We start from the raw sequence: 16,966 nt of genomic DNA, 5'->3' as shown, positions 1-16,966 counted from the left end.
GTGACGCTAACGCTTACCGGGCCTACAAATCATCACCCTCCGGCGTTTTTCAACCGCGCAACCACGCCTCAACCTCTTCAAATGTTCCACGAAAGACAATCTGTCCGGCTTTCTTTTCCAGTTGATAGCGATACATCGGATCGTAATATTCTTCCAGCAGCGGCACTAACCAACTGAAATGCGCTTCGGTGCTGCCGGTCTGACGCTGTGCCTCCAGCGCCACGTCCAGCCTGGCGGTTAACTCGTTAAACCGCTGCAAACCCAGACGCCGTTGAATTGCAGAAAGCCCATGATGCAGATAATTGCTGTATTCCTGCCATCCCGGCTCTTCGCCATACGCATGGGTGAAATCATGATGCATCCGCACGAAATACTCTTCCCGCAGGCGCTCAAGACGGCGCCCGAACGGATCGTCAATCACGGCGATAGCGGCCTGTGTCATGCGCTCGCGCAGACATTCCGGCAGATGGTTAGCGCCGATCATTCGGCCTTCATCTTCCAGCACCCAGCGCGTGGCCTGCTTTTTGAGCAGCGTCACCGCCAGCAGATTTTCAAAACTGGCCTGACTGAGCTGGGGTTCCAGCGTGCGCCCAAAAGAGGAGCCGCGATGGTGGGCTAATCCCTCAAGATCTACCCCGTTTTCCTGCTTTTGCACCAGTTGCGTTTTGCCATTGCCGGTACAGCCGCCAATCAGCACGATCGGTTTTTGGACCTGTTCCTCCGTGGCGGCAATCGCGGCCTGGCGTAGCGCTTTGTAGCCACCGTTGATCAACGGGTAATCCACGCCGGATTCACGTAGCCACTGCTGGACAATGTGCGAACGCTGACCGCCCCGGGCGCAGCAGAGATAGCCCTGCGGGTGTTGCTGGCAGGCTTTGCGCCAGGCAGCCAGACGCTGCTGGCGAATCTCGCCGCTGACCAGTTGATGGCCGAGCTCAAGTGCAGCTTCTGGCCCCTGGCGTTTATAGCAGGTACCCACGGCGGCACGCTCGTCATCATTCATTAAGGGTAAATTTATCGCGCCCGGTATAGCACCCTGCTGAAATTCAACCGGCGCGCGGACATCGATTAAGGGCGTATCGGCGGTAAGGATCGCGCGATAGTCCGTTCCATCGTTCATGAGAAATCCTGAAGAAGACAAACAGCAATGGACGGGATTTTACGCGCGGAACGAGAGGGCGGGGAAGTATAAGTTAAACTTCCCCGCATTTTAGGCTTACTTGAGCTGAGTTTGCGCCCAGAGGATACCGCTGGCGTATTCCGGCGGCAGCAGCGGCGCGAGGGCTTCCAGCGTGGCGCTCAGGCGCGCGGTATCGCTGTCGGTCAGATTCAGATGACCCACTTTACGCCCCGGACGCACCTCTTTGTCGTACCAGTGCAGGTGTACTAACGGCAGTTTCAGCCAGTCATAGTTCAGATCGCTGCCAATCAGATTCACCATTACCGATGGACTGTCCACCACCGGTGACGGCAGCGGCAGGCCGGTAATCGCCCGCAGATGCAGCTCAAACTGGCTGATGCTGGCGCCGTTTTGCGTCCAGTGACCGCTATTGTGCACGCGCGGGGCCAGTTCGTTGATCAGCAGACCTTCCGGCGTAACAAAGCACTCCATCGCCATCACGCCAACGTAACCCAGCTCCTGCATGATGGCCGAAAGCATGGATTCGGCCTGTGCCTGTTGCTTCGCGTCGGCTCGAGGGAAAGCGACGCTGGTGCGCAGAATACCGTCCTGATGCAGGTTACGCGTCAGCGGGTAGAACACCGTGCTGCCGTCATGCGCGCGTGCGCCAACGAGCGACACTTCACCCGAGAAATTAATGCCTTGCTCAACAATGCATTCGCCGTAGTTGTCGTCAGGCAGTTGATTGGTTTCACTGGCGCGTAAACGCCACTGACCACGACCGTCATAACCACCGACACGACGTTTCACGATCGCCAGTTCGCCTAAACGCTGAAAGACAGCAGGCCATTCGCTTTTGTCGGCCAGCAACTGCCATGGCGCGGTCGCCAGGCCGAGCTTATCGAAAAGCTGTTTTTGCGTCAGGCGATCAGCAATAATTGGGAATACATCACGGTTAACGAAAGCCGGATGACGCGCCAGTTCACGTGTTAACGCAGTTTCCGGCCAGCGCTCGATTTCTGCGGTAATCACACTTTGCTGAAAAGGCACGGCAGCCGGTTCCGCATCCAGCCCCACCGGCCAGACGGCGATGCCCAGCGGTTCACCGGCCTGACGGAGCATCCGGCCTAACTGCCCGTTGCCCAGTACGCAAACCTGTTTCATGCCGCACCTCGCGGATCCGGATTCTCCAACACCTCATCCGTTTGCGCCTTGCGCCAGTCGTTCAGGCGCTGATGCAATGCCTTATCATGCGTCGCCAGAATCTGCGCCGCCAGCAGCGCCGCGTTAGCCGCGCCCGCTTTACCAATTGCCAGTGTACCGACCGGAATACCGCGCGGCATCTGCACGATTGAGTACAGACTATCAACGCCGCTCAGCGCCGCGCTTTGTACCGGAACGCCCAATACCGGCACCAGCGTTTTCGCCGCAATCATACCTGGAAGATGGGCAGCGCCACCTGCGCCAGCAATAATTACCTGATAGCCGTTCTCTTCGGCGCTTTCGGCAAAGCTGAACAGTTTATCGGGGGTGCGGTGGGCAGAAACCACTTCTACGTGATGTGGGACATCCAGGATTTCAAAGATTTCGGCGGCGAACTGCATGGTAGCCCAGTCGCTTTTGGACCCCATCACGATGGCGACACGCGCCGGATTATTGCGGGAAGACATGCGTCTGAAAACTCCTGTGGTGCGGGACACGCTGCTTTTGAGGCCACAGAGAATAGCACGATACAACGCCAAGGAAAACGGTTGCGTAGCTGGATTTTAAGGCTTCCTGCGATGTCAAAAGAGATTTCGCTGGAAACGTACCGGTTCTAACAGAAGCGGATCAACCCCCTCTGTGCCCCCTGACAAAAAGGGACTCTGTGGATCATGCTTTTTGAAATTGCTGTTGGCTTGATGTTGATTGTAAGTCGCGTAGCAATATTGACATCCACTCACTGTTGAAAGCGGGTATATCGGTGCGACGGCTGGCACTAATGATCATCGCGAGTATTCCAGTCGATAATGAGGGGGCTTTTTCTCAAAACGGGAAAGCGATCAGTTCCACATCGTCCGGCGTGACTTTAACCATCGATCCTTCCGTATGCCAGGCACCTAACACGACGCGAAAGGCGGGTTCGCCATTAGCCGTGAGCGGGTGGACATCAGGACGGTGAGTATGGCCGTGAATCAGCCACTGGACATGATGTTTTTCCATTTCCGCGATCACCGCATGTGGGTTGACGTCCATGATTTCCAGCGATTTGCTGCGGTTAGCGGCTTTACTGTCGGCACGCATTCGGGCGGCCACGCGTTTGCGAATACACAGCGGCAGGGCGAGGAACAGCGTTTGCAGCCAGCGTTGATGGACTTTTGCGCGAAATGCCTGATAACCCGCGTCATCGGTGCACAGCGTATCGCCGTGCAGGATAAGCACCCGGCGACCGTACAGATTGAGTACTTTTTCCTCGGGGAGCAACGTCATGCCGCTTTCGCAGGCGAAGCGTTTGCCAATCAGGAAGTCACGATTACCGTGGATGAAGAAACAGGGGACGCCGGAATCAACAACCGCTTTAATGGCGGTGGCGATTTCACGATGTAACGGGTTGGGATCGTCATCGCCAATCCACGCTTCGAACAGGTCGCCCAGGATATACAGGGCGTCAGCCTGACGGGCTTCACCCGCTAAAAAACGCAGAAAACCGGCGGTGATCGCCGGTTCTTCCGTGCAGAGATGAAGATCTGCAATAAACAGTGTCGTCACGATTACTCGCTGACGGTCACGTTTTCGATAATGACGTCTTCTTTCGGTACGTCCTGGTGCATGCCGCTGCGACCGGTAGAAACACCCTTGATTTTGTCAACCACGTCCATCCCTTCAACCACTTCCGCAAAGACGCAGTAGCCCCAGCCCTGCATGCTTTCGGCGGAGAAGTTCAGGAAGTCGTTGTCGGCAACGTTGATGAAGAACTGCGCTGTTGCAGAGTGCGGAGCCTGAGTACGCGCCATTGCCAGCGTACCACGGGTGTTTTTCAGACCGTTGTTGGCTTCGTTTTTGATAGCGTCTTTGGTGGCTTTCTGTTTCATGCCAGGCTCAAAACCGCCGCCCTGAATCATAAAACCATTGATCACACGGTGGAAAATGGTGTTGTTATAAAAACCTTCGCGGCAGTAGTCCAGGAAGTTTTTAACTGTTTCAGGCGCTTTATCATCAAACGTTTTGATTACGATATCGCCGTGATTAGTGTGGAAAGTAACCATTTTTGCATCCTGTTCCGATATAGTAGTGCTTTAACCCAACTAAGGGTCAGAGTTAGGGAGGTGTTATAGCATAACCGCACGCTGCGATCACCTCGCAAAGTGTGCTGCTTCCCGTCCGAATTATGGGTATTATACAGACTTTGTTATCCACACACGTCTTACACGGAATCTTCGATGTTAAAAATCTTTAATACACTGACGCGCCAAAAAGAGGAATTCAAACCCATTCATGCCGGGGAAGTCGGCATGTACGTGTGTGGTATTACCGTTTACGATCTCTGTCATATTGGTCATGGCCGTACGTTTGTGGCGTTTGACGTGGTGGCGCGCTATCTGCGCTTTCTGGGCTACAAGCTGAAGTACGTGCGTAACATCACCGATATTGACGATAAAATTATTAAACGCGCAAATGAAAATGGCGAAAGCTTTGTCGCGCTGGTGGATCGTATGATCGCCGAAATGCACAACGACTTTGATGCGCTAAATATTCTGCGTCCGGACCTGGAGCCGCGCGCGACTCACCATATCGCTGAAATCATTGAAATCACTGAACAGCTGATTGCCAAAGGTCACGCCTATGTGGCGGACAATGGCGACGTGATGTTCGATGTCCCGACCGACCCAAACTACGGTCAATTGTCGCGCCAGGATCTGGACCAACTGCAGGCCGGCGCGCGCGTGGATGTGGTCGATGTGAAACGTAACCCGATGGACTTCGTGCTGTGGAAAATGTCCAAAGAGGGCGAGCCGAGCTGGCCGTCACCGTGGGGCGCTGGCCGTCCTGGGTGGCACATTGAATGTTCCGCGATGAACTGCAAACAGCTGGGTAATCACTTTGATATCCACGGCGGCGGTTCTGATCTGATGTTCCCGCACCACGAAAACGAAATTGCCCAGTCCACCTGTGCGCATGACGGTGAGTACGTGAACTACTGGATGCACTCCGGGATGGTGATGGTTGACCGCGAAAAGATGTCCAAATCGCTGGGTAACTTCTTTACCGTACGCGACGTGCTGAAGTATTACGACGCGGAAACCGTGCGCTACTTCCTGATGTCCGGCCACTATCGCAGCCAGTTGAACTACAGTGAAGAGAACCTGAAGCAGGCGCGTTCTGCGCTGGAGCGCTTGTACACCGCGCTGCGCGGGACGGATACGTCGGTCGCGCCAGCCGGTGGCGAGGCGTTTGAAGCGCGCTTTGTTGAGGCGATGAATGACGATTTCAACACCCCGGAAGCCTACTCCGTACTGTTCGACATGGCGCGTGAAGTGAACCGTCTGAAGAGTGAAGATATGGCCGCCGCGAATGCGATGGCCTCTCATCTGCGTAAGATTTCTGGCGTGCTGGGACTGCTGGAGCAGGATCCGGAAGCGTTTCTGCAAAGCGGTGCGCAGGCGGATGACGGTGAAGTCGCGGAAATTGAAGCGCTGATTCAACAGCGCCTGGATGCCCGTAAAGCCAAAGACTGGGCGGCGGCGGATGCGGCGCGTGACCGTCTGAACGAAATGGGCATCGTGCTGGAAGATGGCCCGCAGGGGACGACCTGGCGTCGTAAGTAGCGTTCTTGCCGGATGGCGGCTAAGGCCTTATCCGGCCGACAACATACCTGAGCCGTGCCGGATAAAACGCTTTGCGTCGTATCCGGCAATTCAATGCTTCCGGTACCACCACAGCATCCCCATCAGCAGTACACCCGGCAACCACACCCACAGTAACTCGGACATAATCACCTGATGCCCGTACGGCGTGGTGTAGCGCGACAGGGCAAACGGCGCGACTTTTATCACCTGCCATGGTGCGAAAAAGCGCTCGTCCGACCACGGCCACAGCCAGCCAACTCCTTTGCCGCCGGTAGTGATTGCGTCCAGCAGACTGTGCGACAGCAGCGAAACCGTCAAAAACAACCAGCAGCGCATTAACCCGGCTTTAAACCATCGCCGCCCCATCCACACGCAGAGCAGCGGAACCACCAACGCAAACAGTAGAGAATGGGTAAACCCTCGGTGTCCGAACACGTTCCCGTAGGACACGCCGAGTTTGAATGAAAGGACGTCGGCATCCGGTAGCATTGCCAGCGCGATCCCGGCAAACAGTAAACGTGGAGGAATGACTTTCAGTCCCAGACCCAGCCCAAGGCAAATCGGGACGGCGGCGTGCGTGATAACGGTAGGCATTGTCATTATCCCTGGCAAATCATAGCAATATAGCAGTGGCAAGCGGGGAGAGGAGGCGGGTGAATTCCGAATTTACGCCGATTCGCGCACGACCAGTTGACCGGAAAGGGTAATGCGCTGGATTTGTAGCGCCGGCTCTTTCAGTTTGCGCATCATAAGGACTGCCGCCTGGCGTCCGGTCTCTTCACTGGCGGATGAAACATAGGTCAATGACGGCGAGGTCAGATTCACGTGGAGCATGTCTTCGAACCCAATCAGGGCAACCTGTTGCGTGAGGAAAACATCTTTCCCGACCGTGCGCCCAACCTGATGAATGCCGGAGAACGAGCCAATCATCGCGGCGGGAGAATGGCAAAGCAGGGCGGTGAAGGTGTTGTTTTTTTCCAGTAACTGGCGCGTGGCGAGCCCCGCCGCCTGAGTATCGTCACTACAGGCTGGTGCGGACTCTTCGCGATACACCAGGCCGTTCTGCGTCATCGCGCTGCGAAAACCCAGCAGTCGTTGCTCACGAATGTGGCAGCCTTCCTGACCGCCGATATAGGCGATATTACGGTGCCCGCGCTGAATGAGGTAGCGGGTCGCCAGATTCGCGGCCTGGCGATTATCGCGCATCACCAGATCGCATTTGTCTTCCAGTAGCGACTGAGACACCACCACCAGCGGTAGCGGGCAGTGGCGGATTTTCTCTGGCAATGTTGAGGCGCGATTATCAGAGGCGAGGTAAATCACCCCGGCGACGCCCTGCTGCTTAAACGACAGCAGACAGCGCTCCAGGTGATCGCCATCGTTAAGCGGTTGGCCGAGAAAAACCATAAAACCGTTTTTTTCCAGTTCCTGAACAATGCTTGCCATTACCTTGATGGAAAAGCTGTCGCTAAAATCGCGCAGGATCAGGCCGATCAAATTAGAGGTGTTAGCGCGAAGATTCGCCGCGGCGATGTTATGGACATAGCCAAGCGTATTGATGGCGGCATGAACCTTCTCAATGGTTGCCTCTGAGATTTTCCCTTTCTGGCGTAGCACCAGCGAAACGGTTGAGACCGAAACGCCCGCCAGCTTTGCCACATCAATAATGCTGACTTTCTTCAAAATCGCTCCCTGAAAATTACCGGTTATCAGCCTGATACAACAACGTCTCCCAGCGTACAGGAGACGTGTCACTCAGACATCTTATTATTTGCCGATCATCGTGGACATGGTCTGGGCGATAAACTGTGCTCTGGCACCGAAAATCACCTGGATACCGTTGTCGCCGACAAAGACCACGCCGCGCGCGCCGAGGCCGTTGAGACCGTCTTTATCGACCACGTCACTTTTCGCCACTTCCAGACGCAGACGGGTGATGCAAGAGCCGACGGAGTCGATATTCTGCGCACCGCCCAGCAGGCCGATGATTTCAGTGGCAATTTCCGTATCCGTCTTGTCGTTGGCATTGGCGGTCACTTCGGTTCGACCTGGCGTTTTGATATCGAAACGGCGAATGACAAAGCGGAAGGTAAAGTAGTAAATCAGCGCCATCGGCACACCGATGATAATGGCGTTCAGGAAGTTGGTCTGATAACCATTGAAGGACGGCAGAATGCCAAACGACAGGTAGTCGATGAAACCGGCGGAGAACGATTTGGCAATATGCGCATGCAGCAGGTACATGGTCATATAGGCCAGACCCGCCATCACGGCGTTGAAGACGTACAGAATCGGTGCCACGAAGATAAAGGTGAACTCAACCGGCTCGGTGATCCCTGTCAGGAAGCAGGTGAGCGCCGCCGAGAACAGAATACCGGCGGCAATTTTCTTATTCTTCGTGTGTGCTTCGTGATACATCGCCAGACATGCCGCAGGCAGCGCGAACAGCATCAGCGGGAACTCGCCCTGCATAAACTTACCGGCGTTTTGATAGGTATCGCTACTGAAGGATTTGACCCCTTCCTCCAGCATTTTGAACCAGATGGTCTGATCGCCGTGGATCACCTGGCCGGCCTGAGTGGTGTAATCCCCAAAGGAATACCAGAAAGAGGGATACCAGATGTGATGTAAACCGAGCGGGATCAGCGCACGTTCAACCAGGCCAAAGATAAAGGTTGAGACCGCCTGATTATCGCCGTTAACCACCACCGAGAGCGCATCGATACCGGACTGAATATGTTGCCAGACGTAGGGCAGCAGCAGACCGAGCACGAAGGAGAGAAACGCGGTGGCGATGGCCACAAAACGTTTACCGGAGAAGAAACCGAGGAATTCCGGTAACTGCATGGTATGAAAGCGGTTGTAACACCAGGCGGCGAGAATACCGCAGATCAGACCGCCAAAGACGCCCATCTGCAGGGTCGGGATTCCGACCACCATCGCGTATTTGCCGCCCTGGGAGGCCATCTCCGGCGTGATGCTCAGCACCGTACTGATGGTGATATTGGTGACAAACACGGAGACCGCCGCCGACAGCGCGGCAATACCCGATTCTGAAGCGAGACCGACGGCAGAGCCGATAGCAAACAACATCGGCAGGTTATCAAAGATAACGCCGCCTGCGTTCATCATCAGCGGCAGATGGAATTTATCCCCGAAGGCCAGCAGCAGGCCCGCAGCAGGAAGTAGTGAAATTGGCAGCATTAAAGCGCGACCAATCATTGATAATTTAGACAACGATTTAAAAAACCCTGATATCAGACTCATGCTGATTCCCCCGAGTAGCGTTTTTATTGACGCTGTTATTGTAAGTAGAACGTTATAGTAGAACGTTCTACTTATCGTGATGAAGGCGTGGATTTTGCGCAACTGAAATTTCACGCTTCATCAAATGAAATCGTGATTCTTTGAAGTTGATCGATAATTAACCGCTATGGTCGTAGGGTGATAGGGGAGGAGAAGGGGAGCCTCAACCCGACATCTCCGAAGGAGAGATCGGGTTGAGGTGTCAGACCGCTCAGGCTGTTACGGTGATGGTCTGTCCGGCAAAACTCACGGTTTGGCCGGCCACAATTTTACAGCGCTTGCGGGTTTCTACCGCGCCGTCAACTTTTACCTGACCTTCGGCAATCGCCATTTTCGCCTGGGCGCCGCTTTCACTCCAGCCTTCCAGTTTCAGCAAATCGCACAGTTCAACGTGAGGATGCTTGCCTAAAGAAAAGGTTGCCATATTAATTGTCCTGAGGATCGTGATATTCAACGCACGCCTGTAGCGTGTTTTCGATAAGTGTGGCCACCGTCATTGGCCCCACGCCGCCCGGTACGGGCGTAATGTACGAGGCACGTGCGGCAGCGTCTTCAAATACCACGTCGCCGACGACTTTGCCATTTTCCAGACGGTTGATGCCGACATCCACCACGATCGCGCCTTCTTTGATCCACTCACCTGGAATAAAGCCCGGTTTCCCGACGGCAACGATCAGCAGATCGGCATGCTCAACGTGATGACGCAGATTTTTGGTGAAGCGGTGGGTCACCGTAGTGGTGCAACCGGCCAGTAGCAGTTCCATACTCATGGGACGACCCACGATGTTAGAGGCACCGATCACGACTGCATTCAGACCATAGAGGTCGATGTTGTAACGTTCGAGCAGGGTGACAATCCCGCGCGGCGTGCAGGGGCGCAAACGCGGGGCGCGCTGGCACAGGCGACCGACGTTGTAAGGATGGAAACCGTCCACGTCTTTATCCGGATCAATTCGTTCCAGCACTTTGACATTATCGATGCCTGCCGGAAGTGGCAACTGCACCAGAATACCGTCGATAGTGTTGTCGGCGTTGAGCGTATCAATCAGCTCAAGCAGTTCCGCCTCGCTGGTGGTTTCCGGCAGGTCATACGAGCGGGAGACGAATCCCACTTCGTCACAGGCTTTACGCTTGCTTGCCACATAAATCTGCGAAGCCGGGTTGCTGCCTACCAGCACTACCGCCAGGCCAGGGGCTCGACGCCCGGCCTCAATACGCGCCTGAACTTTTTGAGCAACCTCAGAGCGCACCTGCTGCGCAATCGTTTTACCGTCAATAATCTTTGCTGCCATCAGAGAGAGGATTCCATCTGTTACTTCACGTCAAAGGGGATGGCGCTATTTTGTCAGAAGTGAAGGCGGTTGTCAGTTACCGCTTACTATTGGCGTTGTTTTAGAGGGTTATCTGAAGGGGATTTGCCCTGCAAACAGATGGGATGCTCATAACTCAAGCAGTTGAGAGGAAAGCCATTGACCGCTAAGGTTGTGAACGTATAATACCGACCAGTTTTGTGTCACCCGCATTACAGTTCAATGCTCCCTTAGCTCAGTTGGATAGAGCAACGGCCTTCTAAGCCGTCGGTCACAGGTTCGAATCCTGTAGGGGGCGCCATTTCGAAGTCAATATACCTCTACTGAATTCGCTTTTTATCCGTTATATTCCCTGAAATGAGAAAAAACTCCCTGTCGGTGTTAATCCTGATATATCTCTGGCTGAGGCTCGCCTGAAGCGAGAGGACGCCCGGAAGATATAAAAAGATCACCTCTTTTTTAACGAACCAGCGACCATACGGCTGCCAGCACTTTATCATACAGGGTGTTCGTTATTATCTCCGCCAGTCGATGGTCGGCTGCTGCGTAAAAATTCACCAGTTCATCTTCTGCCAGTTCATCGTTATTTTTTTCGATGACTTTATCCAGCGTTGCCTGACAGGTACATTCCCTTAACTGGAAAAGCCATTCCTGCTTTGTTTTTGACATCATCTCTCTTCCTGATAAATGCATATTCCTGATTACGGCTCCGGTGATTTCACGAAAAACGGAGCCGGGTTTCCCGGCTCCGCCTATTTCAGACACATGACTTACCAGCTGTATTTTACCCCCACCATGCCCTGGGTATCACTGTAGCCTTTATCGCCCATCTGCACACCCACGTTGCCCCACACGCTCAGATGGTCGTTCAGCTTGCCTTCCACCCCGGTGCGGACTTCGCCCAGATTACGCGCGCCATCGCGGCTGACTTTTGTCCCGTCCATCTTCACGCCCCAGGTTTCCGTATTGTGGATCCAGTTCACTTCCACGAATGGCTGGAAGGTACGCTGTTTACCGTCATCCATTTTGTGGTGACTGCTCAGATACGTTCTCACCCCGAGGCGAGTCTGAATATTGCCGTCGCCCTGCGTTTCGATGCGGGTTCCGTCTTTACGGCGATGCGCATCATCTTTCACGCCCATCCAGGTGACCTGCGCCTGCGGCTGCACATACCAGGTGTTCAGTGTGCCCTCGCTGCCGTAAAACTCTCCGGCTTTCAGGGTATAACCCGCTTCGACGGATGCGGTCAGACCTTTCGATTTGTAGCTGTCGCTGTCCCGGTGGTCTGATTCCACGCTGCTGTCAAACCAGTTGTACAGCATCCAACTGTCCACATACATGCCGGTTTTGTCCGCATCGTTCTGGTACCAGGTGCCGTACAGACCGGCGCTGTAGCCGCTGACGCGTCCGTCAGAGCCGTAGCCAACACGGTCGCTGCGGGTGTTGCTGTGCTCGTTCGCATAGCCGCCCATCACGCCCAGGTGCCAGCGGTCTAGTCCGTCAGAACTCCACTGCGCGATGTCGCCACCAATCTGCAGCACATAGCGGTTGCTCTGTGTTTGCAGCTGGCCGTCACCGGAAGATGAACGTTCGTGACCGCCGACGTGGCGCATCCACATGCTGCTGACGTTCTCCTCACCGTTATACAGCGCATCGGTGTACTGCGGTTCACCGAGACGGTCGTGCAGGCGGTGGTGAAACAGCGTGTTGGCTGCCGCGATATTGCTGATATAGCTGCCGGCTTCCGGGCGCAGCGCGTCCGGGGCGGTCGGATCGACTACCGGTGGTGTCGGTTCCGACGGGTCAACGTCAATCGGATCTGGCTCATCCTGCGGCGGTGTGCTGTCTTTCCATTTACTGGTCAGGTACCAGTTCTTCGCCGCTGCTCCGGCCCCTTTCGCCAGGGTATATACGTAGGCCCCGGCTTCCACGGTCCCGGTGGTCAGGGCGAAGCTCCCCGCTGAGTTGCCGTCGACCTGGATGACCTCGATACCGTTCACCGTCTGTGCACCGGTCCCGCCGGTATTGGTCACGCTGACACGGGTATTGCCAGCCGTGTCGCCCTCTACCGTCAGTTTGTCCGTCACTGAGCTGTCATCGCCAAGTACGGTGTTGAGCGCCAGCAGACCGTTGTTCCCGGTGTAGTTGCCGTTCACCGTCAGGGTGTTACCCGGCGTTCCGTCTTCACGGATCAGCAGGACTGAGCCGCTGTTGGTCAGGCTGCCTCCGACCAGAAAATCGGTCATCTGCATGGTACCGCCCTGCATGACGTTCACATCCCCGGCGGTGCTGCCGTAACCGGTGAAGGTGCCTCCGTTGAGCACGTTCACCAGACCACTCGCCATATCCACGGCGGAGTCCGCGTCACTGCCCAGCGCCAGTTCACCGGCGTTAATGCCGGTGGTGCCGGTGTACGCCGCAGCGTCCTGTGTTAGGGTCAGGGTGCCGGTACCGGCTTTGGTCAGGTCACCGCTGCCGCTGACACTGTTACTGAGTGTCCAGTCGCTGCCGGTGTTCACGGTCAGCAGACCGTTATCGTTGACGGATGCGGTACCGAGGTGGTTCTGTTTGTTGACGGTCAGGTTGCTGCCGTCATCAATGTTAAACAGGCCGCTGAAGCCGCTGTTGTCACCGGTGACGGCGGCGTTTGTGGTGTTAGTCGCGTCAACATGACCAGTACCGCTGATATTATTTGCCAGTGTGCCGGTCGCACCGTCCAGCGTCAGGATACCTTCATCGGCAATATCACCGGTACCTGCGCCTTTCGCGTTGTTAATGACCACTTCGGCACCGCTGCTGATGGTGGTGGTGGCGCTCAGGCCGCTGTTGGCACCGTCGATGGACAGCACGCCGCCGTCTACGTTCAGCTTACCGCTGCCGGTCAGGCTGCCGTTGCTGTAACCACCGTTTGCCAGGCTCAGCGAGCCGCCGTTCACGTCGAGGACGGAATTAACATCGCTTGCCAGCTGACCTGCCATCTGCACAGTGCCGTTAAGGTCCGCTTTCGCGTCACTGTGAATCGCCAGTTTTGCGGTGTCGCCCAGCGCGCCGTCCACGTCGGTACGCAGGGTGCCGCCCACCACGGTGGTGCTGCCGGTGTAATCGTTGCTGCTGTTCGACAGCGACAGCACGTCGCTATCGGTGGTGCTGACAGCCAGATTACCGCTGCCGGTGATGCGGGCGGACTGGTCTGCCGCCGCGCCGGTGGCCCCCGGTGTTCCGACAAGGGTCAGGGTCTGGTCCTGCAGCAACTCAAGCTCTGTCAGGCCGTAGTTCACGTACAGGCCGTCACCGGGTGCTGTGGTCAGGCGGTAATCGTAGGTACCTTTCGCCACGGTGTTCCCGCCCTGGGCAATATCGACCTGCATCGCAGCCGGGATGTCGAGGCCGTACTGGTCCACAAGTGTCAGGTTACCCCCGCTGCCGGTGACGTTCGCTGCGCTGACCAGTTGTACACCAACGTTGGTGTCATCTTGGGTCATCAGGGACGAGGTGGTGTCCGTCGCTATTTCCGGTACATACGGGTCGGGAATGTTCACCTGTACCGTGCCGCTGCCTGAGGCATCCAGCGTGTTCACCGTCACATGGCTGGCGGCCACGATGTCATGCGGCGCGGTGGCGTTAAAGGCCATATAGCCGCCCTCAAAACTGAGCCCGCCAATCGCCTGTTCACCGTTACCCACCGTGGTGAAGCTGCCGGTATTCACGTTCAGGGTGGCATTCGTCATGGCCGTGGTGTTCACACCGTCAAGCGACAGGGTCGCATTGCTCAGGTCCACGGTCCCGGCGAAGGCGCTGCCGGTGGTGGTGGCAAAATCAAATACCGCCCCGCTGGCATTTACCGCCATGGTCCCGGTGCCGGTCAGTTTATTGGTGAAGGTACGGGCAGCCGGACTGTTCACCGCCAGAACCGAGGTGGCATCAATATCAAACGCCGCGCCGCCTGCCGGTTTACCGCCCAGCGCGTAGCCACTGTTCAGTGTGAACAGGGACGCCTCACGCAGGTTCACCTGGTTGTAGTTGTTGATTCGCGCACCGGTGCCGTCCATGGTGAAACCTTCGGTCACCCCTTTAAAGGCCACCGTGGCGTTACCACTGCCGCCGTAAAGGGCGTTAAAGGTGTTGCCGTTGCCCAGTACGGTGACGGTATCCACACCCGCAGAGCCGCTGACGGTGTTCACATCCGCGCCGTTTGTCAGCAGGACGGTGTTGGTGCCGCTGCCGTTGAGCGCAATGTTGCCGCCCACGATACCGTCGTCCACCGTCACCGCGTTATTGCCGCTGCTTGTGGTGATGTTGTTACTGACGGTGCCGGTGTTGTTCACCGTGGCATTCGCCCCGTTCATCACCACGTCACCGTTAATCAGCCCGGCGTTGTTCATCGTGGCATTTGCCGCACTCATCGCCAGCGTCGGTGTGCCGGCGGCGGAGGCGGTAATCACCCCGGTGTCCGCGTTGGTGAAGGTGGTGGCATTCGCCGTATCAACCGTGGAGGTCGTGGCACTGGCCGATTCCAGTATGCCGCGGTTGGTGGCAGACGTGACGCCGCTGCCCAGTTTCAGGGCAGGGCCGCCCGCCGCGTTGCCCACGGTGACGTACGCCGCCGTGTCCACAGTGCCGGTGGTGTTGGCATAAATGCCGGTACCGCCCGCGCCGGTGACGTTAATGGTCAGGCCGGAGGAGCCGGACAGGTCGAGGTTACCGGTGGTGGCGCTGCCGTCGGCATTTTCGAACGCAATCCCCTCACCGTTACCGCTGACGGTGATGAGACCGCTGTTGGTTTTGTCGATGGTCACCGAGGTACGCACCCCGGCACCGTTCGCCACGTCAATGGTGGTGTTCGTCAGTTGCAGGTCGGTCAGGTTCGCGGCGTTCTCAATACCGTTCCCCGTGGCGCCTGCCGCGTTAACGATGATGTGTGCCCCGTTCACATCAAGCCCGGTGGCACCGGTGCTTACCAGCACACCATCAGCCGTGCCGCGGGCTTCAACCGTGCCCACGCCGCTGCCGACCAGGTTCAGCGCCCCGGCGGCCAGCTCAATGGCGGCGTTACCGTTGGTGGCCAGCACGGTTCCGCTGTTGGTGATGGTGGAGCTCTGCCCTTGGTCACCGGCCCCGACATACAGGGCGGTGCCGTTCGCGGTGATATTGCCGCTGTTACCGACTTCACCGCCCAGTACTTTCACCGCCGTTGATCCGGTACCGGTGAGGACAATGTCGCCGCTGTTATCAAGGGTACCGCTGTTCTGCGCGGTAAAGGCAGTGGCACCGTTGACCGAAGAGGTGATGGTGGCCGCGTTGTTCAGTACTGCCCCACTGTTGGTGGAAATCAGCGAACCGTCAGAACCGTAGGTGTTGCCGTCCACAATCCCGGCGCGTGCGCCGGTGCCGGTCAGGGCAAGCGAGGCACCGCTTTCGATGTCAATGGTGGCCTCGCCGGAGGCAATCACCCCCGTGGCGCCTGCGCCGCTGATATCCAGCGCACTGCCGCTGCCGATCGTGGCGTGGGTTCCGGGGCCGGTGGCATAGAGCGCCGTCGCTTCCTGGCCGCTGGCCGCCACCTGGATATCGCCGTCCATTGTCGCCCCATCTTCGAGACGGAACAGGGTGGAACGCGTTCCGGATGCATCCAGGATGGTACTGGCCGGTACATCAGTATTAATGGTGGAGCCAGCACCGGAAATGGCAAACAGGATCTGGTCGGTGGCCGACTCAGAGAAGTCCGGCGTGGCGGTGCCGGACAGGTTCACCGTCGCCCCGTCAGAGGCGCGGACCCCGATGGCGCCGTCGCCGTTGAGGGTCACGGTGCCGCCGGTCATATTCACGGTGGTTTGTGCGCCGCTGGCACGGATGCCGGTGGTACGGTTTGCTACATCGCCGCCGTTAAGCACAATATTGCCCGAGTTGTTGACCACGGTGGTGTGGGTGCCGGTTGCATCCTTCGCCACGATACCGGTGCCGCCTGCACCGATGGTGATGCTGCCGGTATTACCCCCACGGGCACCCGCTTCAACCAGCAGGCCGGTGGTGTCTTCACCGGTGAGGGTGATGTTGCCGACGTTGCTGATTTCAGCACCGTTGCGGGCAATAAACCCGGTCACCGCATCCAGCGCGGAGCTGAGCGCAGCCTCGGTCACCAGAAGGGTACCAGTACCAAAGCCCGCCGCGCCGGCTGCCAGCGCCGCATTCGCCAGTACACCCGCAACCGGAGTACCCAGTGCGTTACCGTTAATGTCATAGCCCTGACCGTCGACAATCCCCGCCACCGCGCCTTCGGCAGTCATGTTGATATCAGCGTTCGAGGTGATTTTGCCCTGGGCGCCGCCCTGAACCAGTACGCCGGTGGAATCTTCACCGGACAGGTTAAGGGTCATGCCACCGGAGTTAAAGGCCGACACATTACC

Annotated in this window: 13 protein-coding genes and 1 tRNA gene; 2 read left to right on the top strand and 12 right to left on the bottom strand. The window is 56.9% G+C overall.

Going from position 1 to position 16,966, the window contains the following annotated elements; all coding sequences use genetic code 11:
* Positions 1-49: 49 nt before the first annotated feature.
* The 5 genes from mnmH to ppiB all read right to left on the bottom strand — a co-directional run bounded on the left by mnmH (position 50) and on the right by ppiB (position 4,365).
* Complete coding sequence (mnmH, locus tag JTI98_RS20130) at positions 50-1,120, bottom strand: tRNA 2-selenouridine(34) synthase MnmH (protein WP_216081733.1); 1,071 nt, start codon at positions 1,118-1,120, stop codon at positions 50-52.
* Positions 1,121-1,216: 96 nt separating this feature from the next.
* The gene (gene purK / locus JTI98_RS20125; protein WP_216081732.1) at positions 1,217-2,284 is read right to left on the bottom strand and encodes a 5-(carboxyamino)imidazole ribonucleotide synthase; all 1,068 of its coding nucleotides are present in this window, start codon (positions 2,282-2,284) and stop codon (positions 1,217-1,219) included.
* The gene (gene purE / locus JTI98_RS20120) at positions 2,281-2,790 is read right to left on the bottom strand and encodes a 5-(carboxyamino)imidazole ribonucleotide mutase (RefSeq protein ID WP_043001520.1); all 510 of its coding nucleotides are present in this window, start codon (positions 2,788-2,790) and stop codon (positions 2,281-2,283) included. The genes purK and purE overlap by 4 nt, the downstream gene beginning before the upstream one ends.
* Before the next feature lie 355 nt (positions 2,791-3,145).
* Positions 3,146-3,868 (bottom strand): UDP-2,3-diacylglucosamine diphosphatase, encoded by a 723-nt coding sequence (gene lpxH, locus JTI98_RS20115; RefSeq protein WP_044328452.1) that lies wholly within the window; start codon positions 3,866-3,868, stop codon positions 3,146-3,148.
* Positions 3,869-3,870: 2 nt separating this feature from the next.
* Positions 3,871-4,365 carry a peptidylprolyl isomerase B gene (gene ppiB, locus JTI98_RS20110; RefSeq protein ID WP_042324369.1) on the bottom strand — a complete coding sequence of 165 codons (495 nt, stop codon included), beginning with the start codon at positions 4,363-4,365 and terminating at the stop codon, positions 3,871-3,873.
* 174 nt (positions 4,366-4,539) lie between these two features.
* Here ppiB and cysS point away from each other — a divergent pair, with 174 nt between their 5' ends.
* Complete coding sequence (cysS, locus tag JTI98_RS20105) at positions 4,540-5,925, top strand: cysteine--tRNA ligase (RefSeq protein WP_058587736.1); 1,386 nt, start codon at positions 4,540-4,542, stop codon at positions 5,923-5,925.
* A gap of 90 nt (positions 5,926-6,015) precedes the next feature.
* Here the strand turns inward: cysS and JTI98_RS20100 are convergent, their stop codons facing one another.
* The 5 genes from JTI98_RS20100 to folD all read right to left on the bottom strand — a co-directional run bounded on the left by JTI98_RS20100 (position 6,016) and on the right by folD (position 10,544).
* A complete protein-coding gene (locus JTI98_RS20100; protein WP_090048804.1) occupies positions 6,016-6,540 on the bottom strand; it encodes a metal-dependent hydrolase in 525 nt (174 codons plus the stop codon).
* Positions 6,541-6,612: 72 nt separating this feature from the next.
* Entirely contained in the window at positions 6,613-7,629 is a 1,017-nt protein-coding gene (malI, locus tag JTI98_RS20095; protein ID WP_216081731.1) for a Mal regulon transcriptional regulator MalI, read from the bottom strand.
* Between the two features lie 84 nt (positions 7,630-7,713).
* Entirely contained in the window at positions 7,714-9,213 is a 1,500-nt protein-coding gene (locus JTI98_RS20090; RefSeq protein WP_216081730.1) for a PTS transporter subunit EIIC, read from the bottom strand.
* A 250-nt stretch (positions 9,214-9,463) separates the two neighbouring features.
* Positions 9,464-9,676, bottom strand: coding sequence for a ribosome-associated protein YbcJ (gene ybcJ / locus JTI98_RS20085; protein WP_043001514.1), 213 nt, complete (start codon positions 9,674-9,676; stop codon positions 9,464-9,466).
* A gap of 1 nt (position 9,677) precedes the next feature.
* A complete protein-coding gene (gene folD, locus JTI98_RS20080; RefSeq protein WP_043001513.1) occupies positions 9,678-10,544 on the bottom strand; it encodes a bifunctional methylenetetrahydrofolate dehydrogenase/methenyltetrahydrofolate cyclohydrolase FolD in 867 nt (288 codons plus the stop codon).
* A 242-nt stretch (positions 10,545-10,786) separates the two neighbouring features.
* Between folD and JTI98_RS20075 the strand changes: the two genes are divergently transcribed.
* Positions 10,787-10,863 (top strand) — tRNA-Arg (locus tag JTI98_RS20075).
* Positions 10,864-11,021: 158 nt separating this feature from the next.
* On the opposite strand, the gene hha is transcribed toward JTI98_RS20075, so the two are convergent.
* Both hha and JTI98_RS20065 read right to left on the bottom strand, forming a co-directional pair.
* Complete coding sequence (gene hha, locus JTI98_RS20070; protein WP_216082276.1) at positions 11,022-11,231, bottom strand: hemolysin expression modulator Hha; 210 nt, start codon at positions 11,229-11,231, stop codon at positions 11,022-11,024.
* A gap of 101 nt (positions 11,232-11,332) precedes the next feature.
* Complete coding sequence (locus JTI98_RS20065) at positions 11,333-16,936, bottom strand: autotransporter outer membrane beta-barrel domain-containing protein (RefSeq protein WP_216081729.1); 5,604 nt, start codon at positions 16,934-16,936, stop codon at positions 11,333-11,335.
* Positions 16,937-16,966 lie beyond the last annotated feature (30 nt).

It is taken from the genome of Citrobacter sp. MGH 55 (genome assembly GCF_016906145.1).
Taxonomy (GTDB): domain Bacteria; phylum Pseudomonadota; class Gammaproteobacteria; order Enterobacterales; family Enterobacteriaceae; genus Citrobacter_A; species Citrobacter_A amalonaticus.
The sequence above is the reverse complement of the archived record's forward strand: the minus strand, read 5'-3'. Positions and strand labels throughout refer to the sequence as shown.